General features: G+C 61.9%; 17 protein-coding genes. 9 read left to right on the top strand and 8 right to left on the bottom strand.

The window, feature by feature from the left end; genetic code table 11:
- The first annotated feature begins 121 nt into the window (after window positions 1-121).
- Both VQ071_RS21440 and VQ071_RS21435 read left to right on the top strand, forming a co-directional pair.
- A complete protein-coding gene (locus VQ071_RS21440) occupies window positions 122-1528 on the top strand; it encodes a SpoVR family protein (RefSeq protein WP_340516283.1) in 1407 nt (468 codons plus the stop codon).
- 116 nt (window positions 1529-1644) lie between these two features.
- Window positions 1645-2541: an SDR family oxidoreductase gene (locus tag VQ071_RS21435; protein ID WP_340516282.1), complete on the top strand. Its 897-nt coding sequence runs from the start codon at window positions 1645-1647 to the stop codon at window positions 2539-2541.
- Between the two features lie 103 nt (window positions 2542-2644).
- Here the strand turns inward: VQ071_RS21435 and VQ071_RS21430 are convergent, their stop codons facing one another.
- Window positions 2645-3991, bottom strand: a complete 1347-nt coding sequence (locus VQ071_RS21430; RefSeq protein WP_340516281.1) for an MATE family efflux transporter — start codon at window positions 3989-3991, stop codon at window positions 2645-2647.
- Window positions 3992-4202: 211 nt separating this feature from the next.
- On the opposite strand from VQ071_RS21430, the gene VQ071_RS21425 reads away from it, so the two are divergent.
- Window positions 4203-4979, top strand: a complete 777-nt coding sequence (locus VQ071_RS21425; RefSeq protein ID WP_340516280.1) for a DNA-binding response regulator — start codon at window positions 4203-4205, stop codon at window positions 4977-4979.
- A 379-nt stretch (window positions 4980-5358) separates the two neighbouring features.
- Here VQ071_RS21425 and VQ071_RS21420 read toward each other — a convergent pair whose 3' ends face one another.
- A complete protein-coding gene (locus VQ071_RS21420) occupies window positions 5359-7254 on the bottom strand; it encodes a PrkA family serine protein kinase (RefSeq protein WP_340516279.1) in 1896 nt (631 codons plus the stop codon).
- A gap of 171 nt (window positions 7255-7425) precedes the next feature.
- Here VQ071_RS21420 and VQ071_RS21415 point away from each other — a divergent pair, with 171 nt between their 5' ends.
- Window positions 7426-8385, top strand: coding sequence for a DUF2161 family putative PD-(D/E)XK-type phosphodiesterase (locus VQ071_RS21415; RefSeq protein ID WP_340516278.1), 960 nt, complete (start codon window positions 7426-7428; stop codon window positions 8383-8385).
- Window positions 8382-8687, top strand: a complete 306-nt coding sequence (locus VQ071_RS21410) for a Rieske (2Fe-2S) protein (RefSeq protein WP_340516277.1) — start codon at window positions 8382-8384, stop codon at window positions 8685-8687. Before VQ071_RS21415 ends, VQ071_RS21410 begins: the two co-directional genes overlap by 4 nt.
- A 1-nt stretch (window position 8688) precedes the next feature.
- Here the strand turns inward: VQ071_RS21410 and VQ071_RS21405 are convergent, their stop codons facing one another.
- The 4 genes from VQ071_RS21405 to serC form a co-directional block, all read right to left on the bottom strand.
- Complete coding sequence (locus VQ071_RS21405; protein WP_340516276.1) at window positions 8689-9807, bottom strand: aminotransferase class I/II-fold pyridoxal phosphate-dependent enzyme; 1119 nt, start codon at window positions 9805-9807, stop codon at window positions 8689-8691.
- Between the two features lie 362 nt (window positions 9808-10169).
- On the bottom strand, window positions 10170-10412 hold the full coding sequence (locus VQ071_RS21400) for an AbrB/MazE/SpoVT family DNA-binding domain-containing protein (protein ID WP_340516275.1): 243 nt from the start codon (window positions 10410-10412) through the stop codon (window positions 10170-10172).
- Window positions 10413-10569: 157 nt separating this feature from the next.
- The gene (gene trmL, locus VQ071_RS21395; RefSeq protein WP_340516274.1) at window positions 10570-11037 is read right to left on the bottom strand and encodes a tRNA (uridine(34)/cytosine(34)/5-carboxymethylaminomethyluridine(34)-2'-O)-methyltransferase TrmL; all 468 of its coding nucleotides are present in this window, start codon (window positions 11035-11037) and stop codon (window positions 10570-10572) included.
- 120 nt (window positions 11038-11157) lie between these two features.
- On the bottom strand, window positions 11158-12246 hold the full coding sequence (gene serC / locus VQ071_RS21390) for a 3-phosphoserine/phosphohydroxythreonine transaminase (protein WP_340516273.1): 1089 nt from the start codon (window positions 12244-12246) through the stop codon (window positions 11158-11160).
- Between the two features lie 126 nt (window positions 12247-12372).
- Here serC and VQ071_RS21385 point away from each other — a divergent pair, with 126 nt between their 5' ends.
- Window positions 12373-13023 carry a 2'-5' RNA ligase family protein gene (locus VQ071_RS21385; RefSeq protein WP_340516272.1) on the top strand — a complete coding sequence of 217 codons (651 nt, stop codon included), beginning with the start codon at window positions 12373-12375 and terminating at the stop codon, window positions 13021-13023.
- Between the two features lie 48 nt (window positions 13024-13071).
- Here the strand turns inward: VQ071_RS21385 and glnA are convergent, their stop codons facing one another.
- On the bottom strand, window positions 13072-14496 hold the full coding sequence (gene glnA, locus VQ071_RS21380; protein ID WP_340516271.1) for a type I glutamate--ammonia ligase: 1425 nt from the start codon (window positions 14494-14496) through the stop codon (window positions 13072-13074).
- Window positions 14497-14783: 287 nt separating this feature from the next.
- Window positions 14784-15851: an LLM class flavin-dependent oxidoreductase gene (locus tag VQ071_RS21375; RefSeq protein ID WP_340516270.1), complete on the bottom strand. Its 1068-nt coding sequence runs from the start codon at window positions 15849-15851 to the stop codon at window positions 14784-14786.
- Between the two features lie 159 nt (window positions 15852-16010).
- Here VQ071_RS21375 and VQ071_RS21370 point away from each other — a divergent pair, with 159 nt between their 5' ends.
- The 3 genes from VQ071_RS21370 (at window position 16011) to VQ071_RS21360 (ending at window position 26074) form a co-directional block, all read left to right on the top strand.
- Window positions 16011-17156 carry a response regulator gene (locus tag VQ071_RS21370; protein WP_340516269.1) on the top strand — a complete coding sequence of 382 codons (1146 nt, stop codon included), beginning with the start codon at window positions 16011-16013 and terminating at the stop codon, window positions 17154-17156.
- Between the two features lie 212 nt (window positions 17157-17368).
- A complete protein-coding gene (locus VQ071_RS21365; RefSeq protein WP_340516268.1) occupies window positions 17369-18028 on the top strand; it encodes a class D sortase in 660 nt (219 codons plus the stop codon).
- A 3-nt stretch (window positions 18029-18031) separates the two neighbouring features.
- Window positions 18032-26074, top strand: a complete 8043-nt coding sequence (locus tag VQ071_RS21360) for an SdrD B-like domain-containing protein (protein WP_340516267.1) — start codon at window positions 18032-18034, stop codon at window positions 26072-26074.
- The last annotated feature ends 12 nt before the right edge of the window (window positions 26075-26086 follow it).

The raw sequence follows: 26086 nt of genomic DNA, 5'->3' as shown, positions 1-26086 counted from the left end.
GTCGCATCTCCCGAAGTAGCCTTTTCCGATCGGACAGCCGCCATAACGAGTCAAGACGCGCCCCCTCCCCGCATATACATGGAGTATCCATGCCATGCCAATCCCGAGGGGGTACGTGCCCATGTCCCATATCGAATATCAGCGCCAGCTGGAGACGGCGATCGCGGAGATTACCGAGATCGCTTCCGGCTTCGGCCTCGACTTTTACCCGATGCGCTACGAGATCTGTCCGGCCGACATCATCTATACGTTCGGCGCATACGGCATGCCCACCCGGTTCAGTCACTGGAGCTTCGGCAAGACGTTTAACAAGATGAAGCTGCAGTACGACCTCGGCCTCAGCAAGATCTACGAGCTCGTCATCAACTCCAACCCCTGCTACGCGTTCCTGCTCGACGGCAACTCGCTGATCCAGAACAAGCTGATCGTGGCGCATGTGCTCGCGCACTGCGATTTTTTCAAGAACAACGCCCGCTTCTCCGCCTCCAACCGCGATATGGTCGAGAGCATGTCCGCGACGGCCGAACGCATCAACCAATATGAGCTGGAATACGGGAGCGAGGAGGTGGAGAAGTTCCTCGACGCGGTGCTCGCGATTCAGGAGCATGTCGAGCCGGGCGTCGTGCGTCCGCAAGGACTCGACAAGCGGCGGTACATGGAGCTGCAGCAGCGGGAGCAGAAAGAAAGGAACGGGCGTCGGGCCGGCTCTGCCTCGCCGTACGACGATATATGGCTGCTCGACGACGAGGAGCGCGCGGAGCGGCAGCGCATTCAGGATCACAAGCCGGAGCTGCGCAAGTTCCCGCCCGAGCCGGAGAAGGACATTCTCTGGTTCGTGCAGGAATATGCCCCCTTCCTCGAAGATTGGCAGCGCGATATTCTGTCCATGCTGCGCGACGAGATGCTGTACTTCTGGCCGCAGATCGAGACCAAGATTATGAACGAGGGCTGGGCCACGTTCTGGCATCAGCGCATCATTCGCGAGCTGCCCCTCACCTCGGAGGAGACGATCGAATACGCCAAGCTCAACGCGTCCGTCGTTCAGCCGTCCCGCAGCTCGCTCAACCCGTATTACCTGGGGCTCAAAATGTTCGAGGATATCGAGAAGCGCTTCGGCCGCGAGGCGATGTTCGAGGTGCGGGAGCTGGATTCGGACCCTTCCTTCATCCGCAATTACTTGACCAAGGAGCTGACCGAGGATCTGGATCTGTACGTGTTCGAGAAAAAAGGCGCGGATTGGACGATCACCGACAAGGAATGGGAAAACGTCCGGGATCAGCTCGTTTATTCGCGGGTGAACGGGGGGTTCCCGTATCTGGTCGTCACCGACGGAGATTACCATCGCAGCGGCGAGCTCTACATCAGCCACCGCTACGAGGATGTCGAGCTGGATGCCAAGTATACGGAGCGGACGCTGCCGTCTCTGGTTAAGCTCTGGGGCAAGCCTGTACATCTGGAGACGGTCGTCGACGGCAAACCCGTGCTGTATACGTGCGACGGCGGCAAGACGACCCGCAAAAATTTGTAGTCCGCTTCGTCTCCGCGGGAAGCTTAAAATCTGCTCAAAATCGCCTGTACATGCGTAGAAGGGCGTTATTTGGTTTAACTTACTCCTAGAACCCTACAAAAGGAGTGACGCATACCATGACGCCAACAAACCAGACGGCGAGCCCGACCGAGACGCCGAGCCGTCCTTCCCATCTGCCGCCGCAGCATCAGGATCAGCAGCCCGGCATCCAGAGCGATATGTATCCGGCGCCGGAGGTCGAATCCCCGACCTACAAGGCGGCAGGCAAGCTGCTCGGCAAGGTGGCGCTCATCACGGGCGGCGACAGCGGTATCGGACGCTCCGTCGCCATCACGTTTGCCAAGGAAGGGGCGGACGTCGCGATCGTCTACCTGAGCGAATACACGGACGCCCGCGAGACGCAAAAGCAAATTGAAGCCGAAGGCCGCAAATGCGTTATTCTGGACGGCGATATCGGAGATCCCGTCTTCTGCAAGCGGGCCGTAGATGAGACGATATCCCAGCTCGGCAAGCTCGATGTGCTCGTCAACAACGCCGCCGAACAGCATCCGCAGAAGACGATCGAGGATATCACGCCGGAGCAGCTGGAGAAGACGTTCCGCACGAACGTGTTCGGCATGTTCTATCTGACGCAGGCGGCCATGCCGCATCTGAAGAAGGGTGCGACGATCATCAACACGACGTCGATCACCGCCTACCGCGGCAGCCCCGAGCTGCTCGACTACAGCTCGACCAAAGGCGCGATCGTCGCCTTCACCCGCTCCCTCTCCGGCAATGTCGTGGACAAGGGCATCCGCGTGAACGCCGTCGCGCCCGGTCCGATCTGGACGCCGCTCATCCCGTCGACATTCGACGAGCAGAAGGTCGGCAAGTTCGGCTCCGACAGCCCGATGAAGCGGCCGGGACAGCCGGACGAGCTCGCGCCGGCCTACGTCTATCTGGCATGCGAGGACTCTTCGTACGTCACCGGCCAGGTGCTGCACGTCAACGGCGGCACGGTCATCAACGGATAACGAAAAAGCACCTTCCCGGGCGACGGATTCGCCAGGAAAGGTGCTTTTTTGTTGTGGCTCCGGTCCGCACTCCATCACCTGCCGACCTCTGGTGCTCTATTCGTCAGCCATGCGCTTCCTTCAGCCGCACCGAATGCCAGTCCGTGCGGTAATAGCGGATCGCGACCGTGATGCCGAGTGCTGTCAGGAACGTATACAGCGCGAGCCAGGCGCCCATGCTGCCCCAGTCCGCGACCTGGACGAACACGTACGTGAGCGGCACGAACAGCAGGAAGTTGAGCGCCAGCGAGGCGCGCATGAGGAAGGTCGTATCCCCGATCCCCCGCAGACCGCCCGCGTAAAAGTTGTACAGTCCGTCGAATATTTGCAGATAGGCCGACACTTGGATCAGCCGTGCCGCCGTGTCGTAGACGAGCGGATCGTCGCTGAACATACGCGCGATCGGCACCGCCCAGATCAGCTCCGCCGTCCCCAGCAGCAGCAGGAACAAGCTGCCCAGCACCGCCGTGTCCGTCCCCGCCCTGCGCGCCTCGCCGGGCCGGCCGCGCCCGATGAACTGCCCGACGAGGATGGTCGCCGTCGATCCGAAGGCGAACGCCGGCATGAAGCCGAACGACATGACGTTCAGCGCCACCTCGTTCGCAGCGAGCGCCGCATCGCCGATGCGGGCGACGAACATCGTGAAGATGTACATCGACACGCTCATCGAGAATTCCATGAGCCCGAGCTTGCCGCTCTCCTGCGCCACGAGCCGCAGCTCCCGCCAGTCCGGCGCCGGCAGCGAACGCGTGCCGAACTTGCGGTGCAACGGACCGTAAAAGACGATCAGGCACAGCAGCAGCTGAAGCGCTTCGCCGATCAGAATCGCCCAGCCGGCTCCCTTGACCCCGAGCTCGGGCAGGCCCATGGCCCCGTTGACGAAGCCGTAGGTCAGTCCGATCATGACCAGATTGGCGACGATCGCCACGAGCATGGAGATGCGCGTGTTGCCGACGCCGCGGAAGAAGCCGTGGAACACAAAGCTGATGATGCCGAACGCCATTGCGTAGAAGCGCAGCTCCAAATAGTCCGCACCGGCCGAGACGATGTTGGCCGAGCCCCCGGTCAGCCTCAGCACGGCTTCGCTTGCCAGCAGGCCCGCCAGCACGATTAGGATGCCGATGCCGAGACTTGCGATCAATGCCAGATACGTCCGGCCGATCCCCTTGCGCATCTCGCCGGCCCCGTAATTTTGCGCGACCAGATAGTTGACCGTATGCCCGATGCCCGAGAACAAGGCGAACACATTGTACATTATAATGTTGGATACGCCGACGACGGCGATGATGACGAAGCCCAGATGCCCGACCATAATGAGGTTCACGGTGCCCGTGACCGTCTGCGTGGCGAACGAAAATAAAGACGGCATTGCGAGCATCAGAATCGGCGCCCAGTTGCGGAAAAATTTCATGATGAATATAACCTCGTTTGTCAGATGTCCATCTAGTCTGCCCCAGGCGCTATCGGAAGTCAATGGCGCCAGAGCAACATCTCCGCTTGCCAACTTTCCCATCTTCCAGTATTTTATTATTAATCACTTTGGCGTGAAGCACATGCCGTTCGGCTAGGGTCTTTAGATCCTGGCCGGGCGGCTTTTTCATTGTAAATTTGGAGGGATAAATATGGGGAAAACGGCAGTTTCCGAACGCACTGCGTTGAACAATATGTTAAATCAGCTTCGTTTGTTTGCGGAGCCCCATCATTTTTCCGATGCGCACAACCAGCTTGCTTTTCAAAATGCGCTCAGCGCTTGGTGGAAACAAGTATGGCGTTCGTCCTCTCCTCGTCGTGACGCAAGGCTGGCCGCAGGCTTATCGCATGCATCTCTGTATTTTCTCCGCTTCATTTGGTGGCCTGCCTTCCACTCGTTCGCCGGCCTCGTCCCCGAGCATGAGACTATCGATTATAGAGATGGTTATCGTTATATTGACTTCGTGTATGTGACGAATGGCCTGCGCATCGCCATCGAATTGGACGGACGCGGTCCTCATCGCCTGCATATTTCCGCTGCAGATTTCGAAGACGAACTTATGCGCCAGAACTATCTCGTGCTGGATCGCTGGCTCGTGATGCGTTTTCCGTTTTTGATGATCCGGGACAAGCCGAGGCAGTGCCAGCAGTTGCTTCAACAGCTGCTGGGCACTGCCAGCGCCGACTTAACGGCCGAATTCGATGCGTTGTGCGCTACCGAGAAAAGGATCATTGTTCACGCTTCCCGTTCCACGACGCCAATCGTGCCTTCTCAGCTCTCAGTGGCTCTCGGCTTGCATCGCAACACGATATTAAAGTACCTTTCCCGCTTGAAATCTGGCGGGTTTATCTCGCCGCTTGATCAAAGTCACCGAGTTGTCCGGAGATATAAGCTGAACCGCGAGAAGATTCCCTATCATTTCTTTTAGCGACCGGGAGGGAACCGCACATGATTTGTGCGGTTCTGGAAGTCGCGGGCGCGGCGGTGGCGGGACGGGCGCGAGTACTCGCGGCGCAGCGGGCGAACGACCGGGAACCGCACATAATTTGTGCGGTTCTGGAGGTCGCGGGCGCGGCGGTGGCGGGACGGGCGCGAGTACTCGCGGCGCAGCGGGCGAACGACCGGGAACCGCACATGATTTGTGCGGTTCTGGAGGGCGCGGGCGCGGCGGTGGCGGGACGGGCGCGAGTACTCGCGGCGCAGCGGGCGAACGACCGGGAACCGCACATAATTTGTGCGGTTCTGGAGGGCGCGGGCGCGGCGGTGGCGGGACGGGCGCGAGTACTCGCGGCGCAGCGGGCGGCTGCCTAGCGGTTCAGCAGGCTGCCCACGTAGCGCAGCAGCTCGTTGGCGCTGGCGGTCGTGTAGCCGTGCTCCTCGACGAGGCGGTTGATGACCTCGTTGATGCGCTTGAGCTGGTTCTCGTCCGGCGTCTTGGTGGACGTCGTGATCTTGACGATATCCTTGAGATCGGCGAACAGCTTCTTCTCGATCGCTTCGCGCAGGCGCTCGTGCGTGCTGTAGTCGAACTTGCGTCCTTTGCGCGAATAGGCGGAGATGCGGATCAGTATCTCCTCGCGGAACGCCTTCTTGGCGTTCTCGGAGATGCCGATCTGCTCCTCGATCGAACGCATGAGCCGCTCGTCGGGGTCCATCGACTCGCCGGTCAGCGGGTCCTTGATCTTCTGCCAGTTGCAGTAGGCTTCGATATTGTCGAGGTAGTTCTCGAACAAGGTGCGCGCCGACTCCTCGAACGAATAGACGAACGCCTTCTGCACCTCCTTCTTCGCCAGCGCATCGTACTCCTTGCGCGCGACGGAGATGAAGCCTAAGTACCGCTCCCGCTCCTCCTTCGTGATCGAAGGATGCTGGTCGAGCCCGTCCTTGAGCGCGCGCAGCACGTCGAGGGCGTTGATGTACTCCTGGTCCTGCTTGATGAGCGCGCTGGATATCCGATTGATGACATAACGCGGATCGATGCCCGACATGCCTTCGTCGACGAATTCGTTCTGCATCTCCTTGAGATCCGCGTCCTTGAAGCCCTCGACTTCCTCGCCATCGTACAGACGCATTTTTTTAACCAGGTCCATGCCCTGCTTTTTGGACTCCTTGAGCCGCGTCAGAATGCTGAAGATCGCGGCTGCCCGCAGCGCGTGGGGCGCGATATGGATATGGCTCATGTCGGACTGGCCGATCAGCTTGGCGTAGATTTTCTCCTCGTCGGACACCCGCAGGTTGTACGGCACCGGCATGACGATCATCCGCGACTGGAGCGCCTCGTTTTTTTTGTTGGCGATAAACGTCTTGTACTCGGATTCGTTCGTATGCGCCACGATCAGCTCGTCGGCGCTGATGAGTGCGAACCGCCCCGCCTTGAAGTTGCCCTCCTGCGTGAGCGACAGCAGGTTCCACAGGAACTTCTCGTCGCACTTGAGCATCTCCTGGAACTCCATGAGACCGCGATTGGCCTTGTTCAGCTCGCCGTCGAAGCGGTAAGCGCGCGGATCGGACTCCGAGCCGTATTCGGTAATGGTCGAAAAGTCAATGCTGCCCGTCAGATCGGCGATATCCTGCGACTTGGGGTCGGACGGGCTGAACGTGCCGATGCCGGTGCGCGTATCTTCGGACAGGAACACGCGCTCGACGGGGAAGCGCTCGATGTCGCCGCCGTAGTCATTGCGCAGCCGCAGCGCGCACGACGGGCACAGATTGCCTTCGATGCGCACGTTCAATTCCTTCTCGACGTCGGGACGCAGCTCGTTCGGTACGAGATGCAGCGGCTCCTCGTGCATCGGGCAGCCCTGCAGCGCATATACCGCCCCCCTCGCCGTCCGCGAGTATTGCTCGAGCCCCCTTTTTAACAGCGTCACGATCGTGGATTTGCCCCCGCTGACCGGCCCCATGAGCAGGAGAATCCGCTTGCGCACATCGAGTCTTCGGGCCGCGGAGTGAAAATACTCCTCGACGAGCCGCTCGAGCGTTCGGTCGAGGCCGTAAATGTCATGTTCGAAAAATTTGTATTTCTTGACGCCATTCTGCTCCTCCACGCCGTGGGAGACGATCATGTCGTATACCCTGGAATGCGCGGTCATCGCAGGTACAGGGTCTTCTCTTAGCAGTTCGATGTAATCGCGAAATGTCCCCGCCCACGTCAACCTCTCGCTAGCAGTCCGGTACTCGGCGAGCCGCTTGAAGATGTCCATGCCGCTATCCTCCCTGTCCCTGTCTCTCGTCTATCGGAGTGGTCATTCATCGTCTTCGCAACGTACTCTATACCTATGCGGAGAGGTGGACGAATTTGCCCCGAAAATCAGGATGAAAATAAATGCCCGTGCTATAATGTGTGAATCTAGCGGAGGAACGGGGGATGCGTCGTGGCGGTTAAATATGAGACGGAGCTATACCCGGCGCTCAAGGCGTTCTGGACGGCGCGGGGTTATGAGGTCAAGGCGGAGGTGCGGGGCTGCGACCTCGTCGCGATCCGTCCGGACGATTCGCAGCCCGTCATCGTGGAAATGAAAAAAACGTTCACGCTTGCACTGCTGCTGCAGGGACTCGAGCGGCAGCGGACCGGTGCGGCGGTCTGGCTGGCGGTGGAGCGCAACCGCGTCAAGAAAGGCGCGCACAACCAGCGCTACGCGGAGATCGCGGACATGTGCCGCAGACTGTCGCTCGGCTTCGTGACCGTGACCTTCTATAAAACGAAGCCGCCCGTCACCGAGGTATGGTGCGATACGGATAGTCGAGCGGCATATCCGCAAGAAGCGGTTGAAGCGCGGGTCGAATACGGCTCGGCTGCAAGCGTGGGAGAGGCGGGGGGCCTCGTTCCGGCGATGACGCCGGCTCCCGCTGCCCGGGTGCCGTCTGCCATACCGGCCCCCCGCCCCGGCGGCCGCCGCAAGGGCACGGCCAAGCTGCTCAAGGAGTTCGCCGGGCGCAGCGGCGATTATAACGTCGGCGGCAGCACGCGGCGCAAGCTCGTCACGGCTTACCGCGAGCGCGCGCTCCAATGTGCGCTGGCGCTGAGCTGCAGCGACAGCCCTGCGCTGGCGCCGCGCCAGATCGGCGCGCTCACCGGCGTGCCCGACCCGGGACAGCTGCTGCGCAGCAATTATTACGGCTGGTTCCGGCGCGCAGCGCGCGGACTGTACGCCCTGTCGCCGGCTGGACGCGCGGCGCTGGCTGAGTACGGCGAAGCCGTCGCCTATTGGCGGACCCGGTATCCTTGGGCCGCAGCGTCCGATGCGGCGTCGCCTCACGGCCCGGATCAGACGTCCGCAGCCGCGCCGGAGCAGGCGGAGCTGTATCCCGAGCCGCAGGCGGTGCGCCGATGAGCGCCCGCGAACGGATCGGTCCCGCCGATATGTTCAAGGGCGACCCGCTCTCGCTGGAGCTCGCGGGCAAGCCGTACTGGCTGGTCCGCGGAGAGGACGGCGGTCTTGTGCTGCTGCTCGCCTTTTGTCCCCATGCCGGCGGAGAGGTGCTGCTCGCGGCCGGCGAGCTCTACTGCCCGCTCCACTTCTGGACCTTCGACTGCCACAGCGGCGAGTGCACAAGCCGGGACGACGAGCGCCTGATGCGCCGGGATGTCGTCGTTGAAGACGGAATGCTGTATGCGGCGGGCGACGATTATTAGTTCAGACCGAGCGGCCCACGAAGGCCAGAATCGTCTGAACCAGCCGCCGGACGCCTTCCTTGATCTCGCGTTCGTCCGAGTGGACGGGTGTCAATCGCAGCCGCGACCGATCGGCCTCGCCTGCGAAGTACCCGCTCCCCGGCTGGAACAGCACGCCCTCGAGCCAGGAAGCCTTGAGCAGCGGCTCGGCTTCCAGTCCGTCCGGCAGCTTAAGCCACATATGACTGCCCGCCTGCGGCATGCTGCAGCTCAGGCCGGGGATTTGAACGCGGTCGACCTGCTCCGCCAGCAGCGCATGCCGGGTCCGGTAGATGAACCGCAGCGTCGACAGCAGCGGAGCAGGCGACGTATCGCTCCAGTAGCGCAGGAGCGCCTCCCGATCCTCCAACGCGGCTTGCTCCCGGTCCGGCCTGCGGATCGGCAGCGCCGGTGCGAACGTCCGATCGCCGCCGGACCATCCCGTCCATTGCAGCCAGCCGAGACGGATGCCGGAGACGAGACTCGGCGGGAGTGCGCCGATCACCGCGGCCGGTCCGGGCGCCGCGCCCGCGGCCAGATTTCCCGCGAGCTCGCAGGTCAGACTCTGCCGCTCGTCTAGCAGCAGCGCCACGCCGGCCTCCCTGCAATGGCGGAACAGCGCCTGCCGCCGCTCCTCGCTCCAGCAGCTGCCCGCCGGGTCGGAGCAGGTCAGCGAGACGTAGACGGCGCGCGGCTTCGCGGACCCAAGCGCGGCAGCCAGCGCCGCCGGGTCCATCCCTTCGCCGTCTCCCCGCACCTCGTACGCAATCGCGCCGATACGGGCGAACAACTGCAGCGCGGTCCGGCTCGTCGGCCGCTCGACCAGCACCGCATCTCCAGGGCGCAGCAGCGCCTTCGCTGCAAGCCGGAGCGCTTCGTCCGCATCGTCCGCGAGCATGAGCTGCCCGATCTCCCCGTCCGGCGCCCAATAAGGGCCAAGCTGTCCGGACCCCAGCAGCGAAGCCAGCCGTTTTGCCGTGTCCGCCTGCCGCTCCGCACCCGCGAGCGCCGCCGCCGTGCCGGACGCTTCCTGCCGCTTTTCCTGCCATTCGGCCTCCGTCAGCAGGCCTTCCGCAGGCCAGCCGCCCATCCAATTGATCATGGCCCCCACTCCGATCTCCTTCGCGCGCCTCGCGCTCCGGGCGTAATGCGATCCATACATTGTATGCTGCACTTCTGCCGTATTTTGCGTTTTCTTTTTGGCCGGGCTTGGTTATAATAGAGGAAGTTTAGTGGAGGTGTCGAACATGTTTCTGGGAATGAGCGACAAGTTCTGGATCGTTATCCTTGTATTCGCGATGTTCATCACGGCGATGCTGACTGCCGCGTACAACGAAGACAAGACCAAGGGTCTGTGATTTTTCCGGCAACATCCGCGCGGGCTTCATGAAGCGGCAAGACCCCCGAGACGATGACCGCATGCGCGGCGCCGTCCTCGGGGGTCTTTTGTCGAATCGTCTATCGTCAGATCGCGTTCATTTCCTTCAGGCATGCGCCGCATACGTGGCGTTCCTTGTACTCGGTGACGTTCTCCATGGACGAACAGAATACGCACCGCGGACGATAACGCTCCAGAATAATATGATCGCCCTGTACGAGTATTTCTACAGGATCTCCCTCATTCATCTGATAACGCTTCCGCAGCGATTTCGGCAGAACGATCCGGCCGAGTTGGTCCACTTTTCTTACGACACCAGCAGGCTTCAAAGCAGTCCTCTCCATTCTTTCGTTATTCATATTTAGTGCAGATATGGCCCAAGTCTAACATTATTTTCGCTAACTTACTCGACATTCCCTGCAAAAAATAGATTTTGCTTAAAATAATGCAAGAATTATGCCGATTTATGTCGAAAAACATGAAATATTATCCCTCAAGCCCAGGGAATCCCGTCTGCCGCAGCGCCTCGTATACGACGATCGCGGCCGAATTCGCCAGATTCAGCGAGCGGACCTTGTCCGTCATCGGCATGCGGATGCTCTGTCCGGGATTCTCGTCGAGCAGCGACTGCGGCAGCCCCTTCGTTTCTTTTCCGAATACGAACAAATCTCCGTCACGGTACGACAGCTCGCTGTACCGCCGCGAGCTGCGCGTACTGGCATAAAAAAACCTGCCTTCCGGGAACGCGCGCCTCACTTCCTCAAAAGCATCGTAATACGTAATGTTGACTGCGTACCAATAATCGAGGCCTGCGCGCTTCAGCACCTTGTCGTCGGTCGAAAAGCCGAGCGGCCTGACGAGATGCAGATGCGTGCCTGTCGCCGCGCATGTCCTGGCAATATTGCCGGTGTTGGCGGGAATCTCGGGTTCGACGAGAACGATATGAAATGGCATTTGCCGTCCCTCCACAAAATAAAGTTCAATGCGGTCTTGACCATGCAAAAACCGCGGCGCGGGCCGCGGTTGCCGGAAGACTGCCAAGCTTATGCATAGGATGCCTGTGCGCAGACGATGTTAGCCGTTTGTCCGAGCGAACTCGCGCATGAATTCCGTCAGCGCCCTGACGCTCTCTGTCGGGACGGCGTTGTAGATCGAAGCGCGCAGTCCGCCGACATCGCGATGTCCCTTCAAGCCGACGAAGCCGGCCGCTTCGGAATCCTTCGCGAACTTCTTCTCGAGCTCCTCGCTGCCGAGGCGGAACGTGACGTTCATGATCGAACGGCTGTCCTGCGCGGCGAAGCCCTTGTAGAAGCCGCCGCTCGCATCGATCGCCGAATAGATCATCCCGGCCTTCTCCTTGTTGATGCGCTCGACGCCTGCGGCGCCGCCCTGCGCCTTCACCCAGTTCAGCACCAGATTCGCCATATAGATTGCGAACGAAGGAGGCGTATTATACAGCGATCCGCTCTTCGCATGCGTGTCGTAGCGGAGCATCGTCGGCACGGTCATCGCTGGCGCGCCGATCAGGTCCTCGCGCACGATGACGATCGTGACGCCGGACGGCCCGAGATTTTTCTGTGCGCCTGCGTAGATGAGGCCGAAGCGGGATACGTCGACAGGACGGCACAAAATATCGCTGGACATGTCGGCGACGAGCGGCACGCTGCCCGTATCCGGGTATTCAGCCCACTGCGTACCTTCGATCGTCTCGTTGGAGGTCAGATGCACATAAGCGGCGTTGGCCGGAATGTTCAATTCACTCGCAGCAGGAATTCGCTTGTAGGCGTCCGATTCGGAGGAAGCGGCGATCTTCACTTCGCCGAACAGCTTCGCCTCCTTGATCGCCTTGGTCGCCCAGCTGCCGGTCGCGACATAGGCGGCAACCTGATCCGGCTTCAGCAGATTCATCGGCACCATCGCGAACTGCGTGCTGGCCCCGCCTTGGACGAGCAGCACCTTGTAGCCTTCCGGTACGCCCATCAGTTCGCGGACGAGCCGCTCCGTTTCGTTATGTACGCGCTCGTAGATGGCGCCGCGATGGGACATCTCCATCAGCGACATGCCGCTGCCTTCGAAGTCGACGAATTGCTCCTGCGCTTGCTGCAGCACTTCCAAAGGCAGAGCGGCAGGGCCCGCGTTAAAATTATAGGCACGATTGGACATTTTATTTCCCACCTTGTATTCGTTCATAATAGAAACATCATATCAAAGCTATCCGGCACGTTCAACCGCTTTAAAGGACAAAAGCATGGCAAAACAAAGAATTTCCGAACGAATTAGGAGGCATTCATGGATAATCTTCGTCTTTTTTTCGGCATTTCTTTGCCGGACTCCATTGAGGTAATGCTTGGCGCACGCGCGCGGACGATGCGGCAAAAGCTCGCCTTCCGCAAATGGACGCATCCGTCGGATTATCACATTACGATTCATTACCTGGGCAATATTGCAGCGGACAGCGTCCCCGAAGTGCTGTCTGCGGCACGAGAAGCCGGACAAAGCGCAGCACCCGTCCGGCTGTCGCCGGGCGGCCCCGGTATTTTCGGCGTACAAGCCGCTCCGCGCGTGCTCTGGTGCGGCGTTCAGGAAGACTCCGCCGCCGTCGCGACATCCGGGTCGATCGCCTCACCGCCGTCACTCTCACCGCTGCACGCGCTTCATCGATTGCTCGGCGATCGCCTGCAGGAGCGGATCGGATACCGGCCGGAGGCCAGGCCCTATCATCCGCATATCACGCTGGCCCGCAGCTGGGAAGGCGGCTCTTGCAGCCTGGAGCTCGTCCGCGAGGCATGGGGCGCGCTGCCGGACGCCGAGCCGGGCCCGACTGCCTGGACGAGCGCGAGCATCACGCTGTACCGCTCCCATCCGGGAAGCACGCCCTCCTATGAGCGGCTCGAGCAAATTCCTCTTCTGGGTGAGCGGTCGACGGCCGGCCCGGCTTAAACAACAAGAGCTCCCCGAGGGGAGCTCTTGAATCGTCGTCTGCTTCGATTAGCAATCGAAGTACAGACCGTATTCGTGCGGGTGGATGCGAATCGCGACGGCCTTCGCTTCGGCACGCTTCACATCGACGTAGTTGTCGATGAATTCCTTCGTGAAGACGCCGCCTTCGGTCAGGAATTCGAAGTCCGCTTCGAGTGCGTCCAGCGCTTCGTCCAGGGTGCCCGGTACGCTGCGGATCTCGGCCTTCTCTTCGTCGGACAGTTCGTAGATGTTCTTGTCGAACGGACCGTAGCCGAGTGCGCGCGGATCGATCTTGCGCTTGATGCCGTCCAGACCGGCCATCAGCATCGCTGCGAACGCGAGGTACGGGTTGGCCGTGGAGTCCGGCGTACGGAACTCGATGCGGCAGCCCTTCGGCGTGACGGCTGCGACCGGGATACGGACGGCAGCGGAGCGGTTACCTGCGGAGTACACCAGGTTAACCGGCGCTTCGTAGCCTGGAACCAGACGCTTGAAGGAGTTCGTGGACGGGTTCGTGATGGCGATCAGTGCAGGCGCATGGTGCAGGATACCGCCGATGTAGTTCAGCGCCAGATCGCTCAGGTTCGCGTATGCGCCCTTCTCGTAGAACAGCGGCTCGCCTTCGTTGAAGATGGAGCTGTGCACGTGCATGCCGGAACCGTTGTCGCCGAAGAGCGGCTTCGGCATGAACGTCGCGACCTTGCCGTATTGGCGAGCCACGTTGTGCACGATATATTTGTACTTCATCAGATTGTCAGCCGTTTTCTTCAGCGTGTCGAACCGGAAGTTGATCTCGGCTTGGCCGGCCGTAGCCACCTCGTGGTGGTGACGCTCGACGCGCAGGCCGGAGTCCTGCATCAGGCGGACCATCTCACTGCGGATGTCTTGCTGGGAATCGACCGGAGCGACCGGTACATAACCGCCCTTGACGCCGATCTTGAAGCCGAGGTTGCCGCCTTCTTCCTTGCGGTTCGTGTTCCAGGCCGCTTCTTCGGAGTCGACGAAGAAGGAAGAGGAGTTCATCGTGCTCTCATAACGTACATCGTCGAAAATGAAGAATTCGGATTCGGGTGCGAAATAAGCAGCCGTGCCGACGCCGGATTGCTGCAGGAATTCTTCGGCCTTGCTGGCGATCGAACGCGGATCGCGGTCATAGCGCTCGCCGTCCGGCGTATAGATGTCTGACATCACGATCAGAGTCGCGTGAGCGGTGAACGGATCCACATAGACCGATTCGGTGTCGGGCATCATGACCATGTCGGATTGTTCGATTCCGCGGAAGCCCGTGATCGAGGAACCGTCGAAAGCAACGCCGTTAACGAAAGTATCTTCGTCGACCTCAGTAGCGGGCAGCGTGATGTGGTGGGCGCGGCCATTGAGATCCACAAAGCGGAAATCAACGAATTCAATATTCTTTTCCTTGATCAGATCCAGTACGTTTTGAGCAGACATTTCGAATTTCCTCCCCATATCCGAACATTCGGTCTAGTAAGACGATACAACGTTCAACTTTTCACCTGAACTATGTCGTTATTATAATTTTTTTGCTGGAGGAGCGTCAATACTTATGTAAGGTATTTTTTGTGGAAGTGTGAGGTATGTTAACACTTTCGTCAAACGGGAAAAAACTGCCCCAAGCGGCGTCCAAAACGCAGTGCGGACGCGTTTTTCGGCTGCTGCCGCGGGGCGGCGCATACGGGCTGCAGCCGAATTCCCTTGCGCCGCCCTGCCCCTGTTTCTTATCGCAATCCGCCAATTCCCCCGTTGCCGATCACGCCTCCCCGAGGCCGCGCGTCCCCATTCAAAAACAGCCGGGCGAGCAGCTTGTAGCAGCGGTCGCGGGAATCGGGATCGGCCGTCATGCAATTGACGATCACCTCATCCGCGCCGTAGCTCTGCGCGAAGGCCGGCAGCGCGCGCGACACGCGCGCCGTCCCTCCGACGACCATGCGGCTGCGATTGGCTGCGATCCGCGCCCGGTCCTGCGCGCTGTACGGATAGCGCAGCGCCTCTTCGCGGCCGGGGACGGGCTTGCCGTAGTCTCCCTTGTCGCCCTGCAGCAGCCGCAGATCGAGCGCGGCGGCCTCCCGCTCGGCGGCCGCGTCGGTATCCATACACACGACGAATACGCATACCGCCACGCGCGGCACGCCGCCGAGCGGACCCGGCCGGTAGCGCCGCCTGTATTCGCGGACGACCTCCTGGCCGCCCCGGCCGTTGATGAAGTGCGCGAAGGCGAACCCCGCCCCCATCTCCGAAGCGACCTGCGCGCTGTGCAGACTCGACCCGAGCAGCCACACCTCGGGCACGCCGCTCACCTCGGGCATGGCGGCCAGCCCGGCCAGCGGATGCCCGGCTTCGAGCGGCGGACCGCTGCCGATGTATGCGCCGAGCTCGCGCAGCGACTGCGCGAAGCCCTCCTCCTTGTCCTTGCCGCTCTCCCTGCCCATCGCCCGCGATACGATCGGCATGCCGCCGGGCGCTCTGCCGATTCCCAGATCCAGCCTGCCGGGATACAGAGCCTGCAGCACCTTGAAGTTCTCGGCGACCTTGTACGGACTGTAGTGCGGCAGCAGCACGCCGCCCGAACCGATGCGGATGCGCGACGTATGCGCGCCGATCGCGGCCAGCAGCACCTCGGGCGAAGAACCCGCGAGTCCCGCCGCGCTGTGATGCTCCGACACCCAGAAGCGCGAATAGCCGAGCCGCTCGGCAAGCCCCGCCAGTCCGATCGTGCTGCGCAAGGAGCGGGCCGCGTCGCCGCCGGTCCAGACGGGCGATTGATCCAGAATACCCAGCTTCAACATAGACGCTCACCTCTTTCTTCTATAAATGTACGCATACACTTCGGTTCGCAGAATTTACGCATTCCCGCCCCGTTCGACCGGATTATTCGATATAATGTTGAATATTGGCGAAAAACGCATGCTGAAGCGCCGCGAACACAGCTGCAAGGCGGGATAGCGATGAAGTGCATATTGATAGACGACGAGCCGCTGGCTCTGAACGATATGGAGCGTCAGCTCGGCAAGCTGGGCGGCGTCGATATTCTCGGCAAGTTCGGCAATGCCGGCGACGCGCTGGATGCGCTTGGCGCGCTGGAGCCGAATGTCATTTTCCTCGATATCGACATGCCTGTGATGAACGGGCTCGAAGCGGCCCTATATTTTCAGGAGAGACGCCCCGGCGTCCGGATCGTATTCGTCACCGCGTATCAGGAATACGCGATCAAGGCGTTTGAGCTCAATGCGCTGGACTATCTGCTCAAGCCCGTGGTGCCTTCGCGGCTCGCGCAGACGCTGCAGCGGCTGAGGCAGGCCGTGACTCCGCCGGGAGAGACTGCCGCCGGGGAGCCGGCCGGCCGGCCGGCCACCATTCGTTGCTTCCGGTCTCTGGCGATCGAATACGGCGATCCGCCGACCCAGCTGGCTTGGCGGACGAACAAGGCGCAGGAGCTGTTCGCTTATCTGCTGCACAGACGGGGCCAGCAGACGCGCAAGGATATACTGCTGGAGCTGCTCTGGCCCGACCTGGAGCCCGAGCGCGGGTATGCGCTGCTGTATACGACCGTCTATCAGCTGCGCAAATCGCTGGAGACCGCCGGTCTGCGGATCCGCATCCTCAACAACAAGGCAGGCTACGAGCTGCATACGGAAGATTGTACGATCGACGTCGACGAATGGGAGCGCCGCGTACCGGGCAGCGACGAGCTGCGTCCCGACCGGCAGGCGGATTACGAAGCTTGGCTCGATTCGTATGCCGGCGAATATCTGGAGGAACAGGATTACGAATGGGCCGACGCGGAGCGCAGGCGGCTGAGCTTGCTGTGGTATCGGTTCGCCGTGCGGCTCTCCGCATTGCTGGACGAGCACGGCATGTCGGAGCACGGATTGGACTGGCTCTATCGGGTTCAGCGCCGCTTTCCGTTTTCCGAAGAGATTTATTGGTTTATTATGAAGCATCACGCCCAGCTCGGAGAGAACAGCCTCGTAGAACAGCAATACATGCTGCTCGCCAGGATGTGCGAGGAGCAATACGGCCATGGGCCTTCGGCGGACATCGCCTCGTGGTATGCGAGCTGGAAGACCGCTCGCCCGGCACACCTGAGCTAAGCCGTCGCGCTGGCGGCATGACATGGCGTTCCTCTTCCTGTTAGCAACTCTCTCATAAGCGTTCGCTTGACGCAGCCTCGTCCGCAATTCGCGGACGGGGCTGTTTTGCTTTTTGCCGAATTTTGGGCTTTGTTCAGTTTTTGTAGAGTTTTGTAATATACACTTTTTGCTAGCTCTTGAACATTGTCCAATGCAAAAGGGGGAGGCGAATATTGAATGATGCCGCAGCGAGACGCAGCCGCCTGCGGCTGACGCTACTGGCTGTCGCCCTGCTGGTCGCCGGCTGCGCGCTCGTGCTGTATCCGCGGCTGGCGGAGCGCCGCGAAGACGGCCGGGAGCTGCGTCTGCTCGCCGCCTGGAGCGCACAAGCCGCCGCGGCGGCGCCCGTCGCGCCCGTACAGGCCGCGGCGCCAGTCCGCGCGCTGCCCGAATGGCGGGAGATCGACGGTGCCAAGGTGCTCGGCACGGTATACATCGACCGCATCGGGCTCAGCGAGCCGATCGTATACGGCGCGGACGCCGCTGCGCTGAAGCGCGGCGCCGGCACGGTCGTCGAGGGGAGAATGCCCGGCGAACCGGGCAATTTCGTGCTGGCCGGACATCGCAGTCTGACATACGGCAGACACTTCAACCGGCTGGGCGAAGTCAAGGAAGGAGACGAAATTGACGTGGAGACGTCGGCGGGACGAATCTCGTATCGCGTCACGGGCATCTCCATCGTAGCGCCGGACGATCTGTCCGTCCTGAACAATGCCGCCGACGGCAGCGCCGGGCTGACCCTGGTCACTTGCCATCCGCGCAAGCATCCGACGCACCGTCTCATCGTTCATGCCCGTCTTTTGAACAATACCGAAGGAACAGGGGAAATGTAAGCCATGAAAGTTTTGAAATCATTTTTGGTCATCACGCTCGTCTTCGGTCTGCTGTGGAGCCGTTCCTGGCTGCCCGAGCCCGATGCGAACGCAGACGGCGACGCCAGCAACGGCATCCTGATGACGCTCTCCACCGACGTGCCGTCCGTCAAGACCGGACGTTCCTTCACCTATTCGATCAAGTTCAGCTTCTCGGATCTGGTCGACAACGGTATCGATCCCGAGCAGCTGAAGCTCGTGCTCCCGGTGCCTGCGGGCGTCGTCTACGAGAACTTCGTGCCGCTGTCCATCATCGACGGCATGACGCAGACCGGAAGCGACCTGACGTTCACGTTCAAGGGTACGGCAAACGGAGGTCCGCAGGCGGGCACGACGTACGAGCTGCAGGTCAATGCGCACTATACGGCGCATACGACGCCTGACGGCACCGAGACGACGGCGGTCGCGAAGATTCTCAAGCCGGATGCGGACGGCATTACCTTGATCACGCTTGAGGAATCGAACCCGGCGACGGTCAAGGCCGAGGCCGCCGCGGACTGGGAGCTGCTCAAGACGCGCACCTCCCCGCTCCCGCTGCCGCTCGTGGACGCCGAAGTCCAATACGAGCTTACGTTCAACAATAAAAACTCCGGCACCGACATCGGCGTCATCGACATCGAGCAGGTCGAGCTGACGGACACGCTCCCTCCTGAAGCCGAGTTCGTCTCTGCGTCCCCCGCTCCGCTATCGGCGCCTGCGGCAGGCGCGACCGGCCAGATCGTCTGGCAGCCGTCCGGCACGCTCGCGGACGATGCCAGATACTACGTAACCGTCAGATATCCCGCCGACAAGGTCACGGCAGGCACGACGAACGTAGTGAACGCCGCCTCCGTCACCTTCAAGCCGCTCGGCAACCAGGCGACGGTCACGAAAACCGCGAATGTGGGCCATGGCTTCACGGCCGTGCCTACGGACAACGGTCCCGGCGGATTCTACAAAAATACGGATGCGCGCCAGCAGGAGATCTCGCCCGGCCAGGACGTCCGCTTCTATGTGGGCGGCTTTCGCAACCGGTCCAACAGCACCATCGAGGACGCCGTCATCACGGATATGACGCCGACGCAGGACATGTCCGGCGATCCGGTCGACTTCGACCTGAAGGAGATCCGTACGGCCACGTTCCATGACGCGAGCGTGAACTATGCGGTCTACTACACGACGACATCCAGCCCCGGCGCGGGCGACTGGCAGTATTGGCAGTCCGTCGGTACGGATACGGCGGACAATCTCGTCGTCTCCGCCTTGAACCTGACGGGCGGCGCGCGTGTGATGGGACTGCAGTTCCGCTTCGCGCAGCAGCTGCCCGTATCGTTCAGCCAGACGTCCGAATTCACACTGACGTATACGCTGCGCGGCGGGTCGGCGATCGCCAACGGCCATGTCATCCGGAACACGGCCGACGTCGACTATTCGTTCGACGGCCATCCGGTGCACGGCGGAGACAGCGCCGACGTGCAGGTTCACGACAGCCGGCCGCTCGTGCGCATCGACAAGACGCGGATCGGCAGCGGGCCGTACGTGCCCTCCAACGATTCGGCGGCAAGCTATGTCGAGTTCGATATCAAAGTATCGAATACCGAATATTCGAGCGCCCCTTTCCACGACCCTATCGTATTCGACCTGCTGCCGAAGCACTTGACATACGAGGACGCGTGGGTTACAAACCCGGTTAACTTCGCCGCCGCCTCGTCTCTGGCGCTCGATCCGGCCCTCCCGGTCGCGAAGAACGCCGCAGGCGAGACGCTGCTGCGCTGGAAGTTCCCGGGCAGCGTCGCCATGCCGGTCGACAGTTCGTTCACGATACGCGTCAAGGCGAAGATTGACAAGTACGCGCCGGCGACGACGTATATCAATCAGGCGGGTCTGACGACGAATACGGATACGTATATCAACGACTATTACTTCGATCCGCTCAAGACAGACACGCCCGATTACGACGGCGACGGCATCTCAAGCGATCTCTATATCGGCGATTCGGCCGACGTGACCGTCAATCGTGTCGCCGAGCTCGGCTCGTACAAGCGGGTTCGGGGCGAGCTGGACAGCGACTGGAAAAAAGGCACCTTCCCTGCGGGCTGCGTTTTTAATCAGCCCTGCGACGAGCTGGCGAATACGGTGGCCGGCGGCCGCGTGGACTACAAGCTGACCGTCAAAAACAACTCGAACTTCGACGTCGACCATATCGTCGTCGTCGATACGCTGCCGCGCGTCGGCGACGAAGGCGCATTGCTCGGGGCGCGCGGATCGACGTGGGGCACGGTGCTCACTGCGCCGCTGGCCGCGAATCCGGACTACACGGTTTATTACAATGCCGACCCGGGCCATGTGAAGATCGGGCAGACGACAGGCTGGAGCACGACAGCTCCCGCGGACCTGACGACCGTGACGGCGCTCAAGTTCGAGTTCGCCCCTGCCAGGACGCTGGCGCCGGGCGAGGAGATCCCGATCGTCTGGTCGATGAAGGCGCCGCTCGGCACGACTGTCGATACGATCGCCTGGAATTCCTTCGCCCACCAGGCGCAGGAGAAAGGCTCCGGCGAAGCGCTGCTGCCGGCCGAGCCGCCCAAGGTCGGCGTGCATATCAATCCGCCCGTCGGGCTGGCGCTCGGCGACTACGTATGGGCCGATCTTGACAAGGACGGCATCCAGGATGCCGGAGAGCCGGGCATCAACGGCGTGCAGGTCAAGCTGCTCAAGGCCGACGGTTCGGATTATGTCAAGACGTTCAACGACGACGGCACGCCCGTACAGATTCCGGTCACGACGGTGACGGGCCCCGATGCGGCAGGCAAGCCCGGCTACTATCTGTTCCCCGAGCTGCCCGCCGGCAGCTACAAGGTCCAATTCGCTCTGCCGACCGCGCTGCCGCAAGGCTACAGCTACGGCAGCGGCGCGAATGCCTATACGAATGCGGCCAACACGTTCACGACCTGGACGCTCAAAGGCAGCGGCGGCAATGCCGCAATTGACTCCAATGTCGGCGGGACGCCCGTCTTGCCGAATACGTCGGCGGTCGTGACGACCGATACGATCGTACTTTCCGCCGACGATATGACGATCGACGCCGGCCTGGAGCCGCCGCTCGGCGCGATCGGCGACTACGTCTGGTTCGACCAGGACGGCAAAGGCACACAAAACGAACCCCCTGCCGGTCACGGCATTGCAGACGTGCAAGTCGAGCTGTTCAAGCAGATCGGCTCCGTCTGGACGAGCCAGGGTATGCAGACGACCGATGCGAACGGCAAATACTTGTTCGACGGCCTGCTGCCCGGCAAGTACAAGGTGAAGTTCCCCACGCAGGCGCAGTACGATACGAACGGCGACAGCGTGAAGGAAGACTTGCTGCTTACATTCAGAAACCAGGGCAGCAAGCGCACCGAAGATTCCGACGTTTACGATCTGAGCAGCGCGACGAGCTTCGCCGCCTCCGCTCTGCCGTCGGCCGGCAAGCCGTTCGGCTTCACGGACGTCATCGATCTGCAGCTCGGCGAGATCAATCTGACCGTCGACGCTGGCTACCTGCTCCCGGTCAAGCTCGGCGATCAGGTGTGGATCGACAAGGATGCCGACGGCATGCAGAACGACACGACGGTCCCGGGCGATACGGCGATGGCAAACGTGACCGTCAGTCTGCTCAAGGACAACGGCTCCCCGGTCAAAGGTCCGTCGGGGAGCAACCTGACGGCAACGACTGACGCGAACGGCAACTATCAGTTCGATCATCTGCAGCCCGGCAGATACAAGGTGGAGTTCGCGCTGCCGGCCGGCTACGGCTTCACGCGCAAAAACAGCGCCGGCTTGCCGAACGACACGACAAAGGACTCTGACGTCATCCGTACGGCCAACCTGGCTCCGACGATGCAGACCAAGGGACAGACGGAAACGATCACGTCGGTCGAGAACCCGGGCGCGAGCGACATGACGATCGACGCGGGTCTCGTGAAGCTCGTCTCGCTCGGCGACTATGTGTGGAGCGATCGCGACGAGGACGGCATCCAGGATGCAGGCGAGCCGGGCGTATCCGGCGTAGCAGTCAATCTGTACTACGAAGACGATTCGGCGACCGCCGTCTACCGGACGGCCACTACGCCGGCGAGCGGCTTGTACAGCTTCGGCGACCTGTATCCCGGCAAGTACAAGGTCGAGTTCGTCCGAGGCCCCGGCTACCTGTTCACGGTCAAGGGCCAAGGCGCGCCGGACAAAGATTCCGACGCGAACGTGCCTGCCGCGCCGACGGAGGCCAAGGCCAAGACGGATACAATCGCGCTGCTGAACGTCGACAATATGGATATCGACGCCGGACTGATCGAGCTGGCTTCGGTCGGCGACAAGATCTGGCTCGATACGAACGGCGACAATATACAAAATGCCGGCGAGTCCGGCGTGAGCGGCGTCAAGGTCGAGTTGCTTGAGGGCGACGGCACGACGCCGGTCACGGACGGCTATGGCGCTGCGGCTGCGGCGATCACGACCGATGCGGACGGACTTTACAAATTCGACAATCTGCCCTCCGGCGATTATGTCGTCAAATTCACGCTGCCGACGGGCTACTGGTTCGTGCAGCCGAACAAGGGAGGAGACGACGCGCTCGACTCCGACGCGATCAAGCAGGGCGGCGGCGCCGTCGGGCTGGCCGCTGTGACGCTGTCCGCGGGCGAGCACGACATGACGATCGACGCGGGCGTGCATACGCTCGCCTCGCTGGGCGACAAGGTGTGGCATGACCTGAACGGCGACGGCGTCCAGGATGCCGGGGAGCCCGGGGTAAGCGGCATCAAGGTCGAGCTGTTCGAGAGCGACGGCACGACACCGGCGAACGACGCCTACGGTACGCCGGTCTCCTCGCAGATGACCGATGCGAACGGCAACTACAAGTTCGGCAATCTGTCGGACGGGGTATACAAGGTGAAGTTCGGCAATCTCGCTCCGGGCTTCAGCTTCACGGGCAAGGGCCAAGGCGATGCGGCCACCGACTCGGACGCCGATACCTCGGGAGCGACTGCTGGCTGGACCGACGCCGTCACGCTGTCGATCGGACAGCAGCGCACCGATATCGACGCCGGTATCGTCGATCGCGTATCGCTCGGCGATTATGTATGGAACGACCGGAACTTTAACGGCATTCAGGATGTCGGCGAGCTCGGCGTAGCGGGCGTCGTCGTCAAGCTGTACGACGCAGCCGATCTGACGGCGGCCATCGGCACGAGGACGACCGATGCGGACGGCAAGTACGTATTCGACGGTCTGTGGCCCGGAGACTACGTCGTCCAGTTCGTACTGCCGAGCGACGATTACACGTTCACGCTGCCCCTGACCGGCGCGGATCGTCTGATCGACTCCAACGCGGACAACGACGCTGCCGGCACGGCATTCGGGTTCAGCGATGCCGTCACGCTTGTCTCGGGCGCGGACGACTTGACGATCGACGCAGGCATCGTCGAGCTGGCTTCCATCGGCGATACGGTGTGGCACGATGCCGACGACGACGGCATCCAGGATCTCGGCGAGTCCGGCTTCGCCGGCGTCAAGGTTCATCTGCTGGACGGCAGCGGCAATCCGGTGCTGAAGAACGGCACGCCGGTCACGGCGACGACAGATCTGAACGGTCATTATCGCTTCGCCAAGCTCGTACCTGACGATTACATCGTGCAGTTCGACTTGCCGACCGACTATATTTTTGCGAAAAAGAATAGTCCCGGCAGCGCGGCAAACAACGACTCGGACGCCGATCCGGTCACCGGACGCACGGCCGCCGTCACGCTCAGCCCCGGAGAAAACGACCTCGATGTCGATGCCGGCCTCGTGAAGCTGACGGCGCTGGGCGACTACGTATGGATGGACCGCAACCTGAACGGCATCCAGGATGCCGGAGAGACAGGCGTAGCGGGCGTCACCGTTCGCCTGCTGGACGGATCGGGCGCCCCGGTGCTGGACGGTGCCGCGCAGGTCACGACGACGACCGATGCGGACGGACGCTATCTGTTCGAGCATCTGCTGCCGGGCACGTACCGTGTCGCATTCGACTTGCCCGCCGGCTATGTATTCACAGCGCTTGACTCGGGCCTCCTCGACTCGGCGGACTCCGATGCGGACCCGGCGGCCGGGGGCCGTACGGCTCCTGTCACACTCGCTTCCGGCGACGTCAACCTGACGCTGGACGCAGGGCTCGTCAGGCTCGTCAGCCTCGGCGACAAGCTGTGGGTCGACGGCGGCGACATCGGACGCCAGGACGGCGAAGCAGACGCGCCTGCCGCGGCGGGTGTCACGGTGCATCTCCTCCAAGGAGACGGCACGCCGGTTGTGCGCGGCGGGGCGCCGGTGACGACCGTCACGGATGCCGCGGGCAACTATAAGTTCGCCGATCTGTATCCCGGAGACTACAAAGTTCGCTTCGAGCTGCCTGACGGATACATGTTCACCCGCAGCGCAGCGACAGGCGCCGGCTATACGACGGACAACGACTCGAATGCGGACGCCTCCGGCGTGACCGGCATCGTCTCCTTGACCGCAGGCCAGGACGATATGAGCGTGGACGCAGGCATCGTCCTGCCCGCCGCGATCGGCGACTTCGTCTGGGAGGACATCAATGCCAACGGCATTCAGGAGCCTGACGAGAAGGGCCGCAACGGTCTCAAGGTCGAGCTGCTGGACGCGTTCGGACATGTGCTGAAGACGACGACAACGACTGATCTGTCGGGCAAGCCGGGCTACTACAAGTTCGACGGCTTGATGCCGGATACGTACCAGGTCCGGTTCAGCTATCCGGAAGGCCACATGTTTACGGCCAAGCACGCGACCGCGGACGCGGCGCTGGACTCCGATGCAGGCCTTGAGGGACTGTCCGACCTCGTGACGCTCACGCCGGGCGAATACCGCCAGGATGTGGACGCAGGCTTCCATGCCATCCCTGCCGTCATCCCGGCGAGCATCGGCGACTATGTGTGGAAGGATGTCAACGGCGACGGCCTGCAGGACGCGACTGAGGTCGGCGTGAACGGCGTGACGGTCGAGCTGTACAACCAGTACGGCGCGCTCATCTCCACGCGGGTCACCGCCAACGATTCGAACGGCCGAGCCGGATACTATACGTTCGACGGATTGAATCCCGAGAATTATACGGTGAGGTTCATCCTGCCTGACGGCTATCAATTTGCGAAGCCGGGACAAGGCTCGGACCGCAGCCTCGACTCCAACGCCGACCTGCTCGGCAAGACTGCGGTCATCGTCCTGCTGCCCGGACAGCGGGACCGGTCGATCGACGCGGGACTTGTCCCGCTGGCCGCTCTCGGCGACTACGTGTGGGTCGACGCGAATGCCAACGGCCGCCAGGACGCCGGCGAAGCCGGCATGAACGGCGTCGTCGTCTCCCTCCTCGATGCGGAGGGCAACGAGATCGCCATGCAGACGACCGGCAACGATGCCGGCGGCAAGGCGGGCTACTATGAATTCAAGGCGCTCGCGCCGGGCGCTTATCGCGTAGCGTTCAGGCTGCCGGAGGGCTATGCCTGGACCGCCGTCCATGCAGGCGGCGCCAAGGGCGACAGCGACTCCGACGCAGGTCCGGACGGACGGACAGGAGCGATCTCGCTCCTGCCGGGCATGCGCGACCTCACGGTAGACGCAGGCCTCGTGTTGAAGAAGGACGCGCCAGAGACGCCGGGCGGCGCGGAAGGCGGCAACGAGACGCCGGGCGGCGCGGGCCAGGGTCACGGCAACGGCAGCAACGGCAGCAACGGCGGCTCCTCGGGCGGCAATACGTCCGGCGGGGATAACGGCACCGGAGACGGCGATCGCGGCGAGGTCGGCGGTAATTCCGGCTCGAACGGCTCGTCTTCGGGTACTTCCGGCTCCTCCGGCTCAGGTTCCGGCTCGGCCGGCGCCGGCCAGCTGCCGAAGACAGGCGAGACAGCGCCGATCTATCCGTATATCGGATACGGACTGATCGCAGCCTCCATCGCGTTATTCGCGCTCAGGCTGCGCAAGCGCAAGCCGAACCGCACGCTTTAAGCACACATTTAG

The sequence above is a fragment of the Cohnella sp. 56 genome (genome assembly GCF_037963805.1).
Lineage (GTDB): Bacteria > Bacillota > Bacilli > Paenibacillales > Paenibacillaceae > Cohnella.
This window is presented reverse-complemented; position numbering and strand designations above follow the sequence as displayed.

Coding starts and splice junctions, on each gene's coding strand:
- trmL (WP_340516274.1), bottom strand. CDS start 11,037: ATGCCATTTCATATCGTTCTCGTCGAACCCGAGATTCCCGCCAACACC.
- VQ071_RS21385 (WP_340516272.1), top strand. CDS start 12,373: ATGGATAATCTTCGTCTTTTTTTCGGCATTTCTTTGCCGGACTCCATT.
- VQ071_RS21360 (WP_340516267.1), top strand. CDS start 18,032: ATGAAAGTTTTGAAATCATTTTTGGTCATCACGCTCGTCTTCGGTCTG.
- VQ071_RS21370 (WP_340516269.1), top strand. CDS start 16,011: ATGAAGTGCATATTGATAGACGACGAGCCGCTGGCTCTGAACGATATG.
- serC (WP_340516273.1), bottom strand. CDS start 12,246: ATGTCCAATCGTGCCTATAATTTTAACGCGGGCCCTGCCGCTCTGCCT.
- VQ071_RS21435 (WP_340516282.1), top strand. CDS start 1,645: ATGACGCCAACAAACCAGACGGCGAGCCCGACCGAGACGCCGAGCCGT.
- VQ071_RS21420 (WP_340516279.1), bottom strand. CDS start 7,254: ATGGACATCTTCAAGCGGCTCGCCGAGTACCGGACTGCTAGCGAGAGG.
- VQ071_RS21410 (WP_340516277.1), top strand. CDS start 8,382: ATGAGCGCCCGCGAACGGATCGGTCCCGCCGATATGTTCAAGGGCGAC.
- VQ071_RS21430 (WP_340516281.1), bottom strand. CDS start 3,991: ATGAAATTTTTCCGCAACTGGGCGCCGATTCTGATGCTCGCAATGCCG.
- VQ071_RS21440 (WP_340516283.1), top strand. CDS start 122: ATGTCCCATATCGAATATCAGCGCCAGCTGGAGACGGCGATCGCGGAG.
- glnA (WP_340516271.1), bottom strand. CDS start 14,496: ATGTCTGCTCAAAACGTACTGGATCTGATCAAGGAAAAGAATATTGAA.
- VQ071_RS21375 (WP_340516270.1), bottom strand. CDS start 15,851: ATGTTGAAGCTGGGTATTCTGGATCAATCGCCCGTCTGGACCGGCGGC.
- VQ071_RS21405 (WP_340516276.1), bottom strand. CDS start 9,807: ATGATCAATTGGATGGGCGGCTGGCCTGCGGAAGGCCTGCTGACGGAG.
- VQ071_RS21425 (WP_340516280.1), top strand. CDS start 4,203: ATGGGGAAAACGGCAGTTTCCGAACGCACTGCGTTGAACAATATGTTA.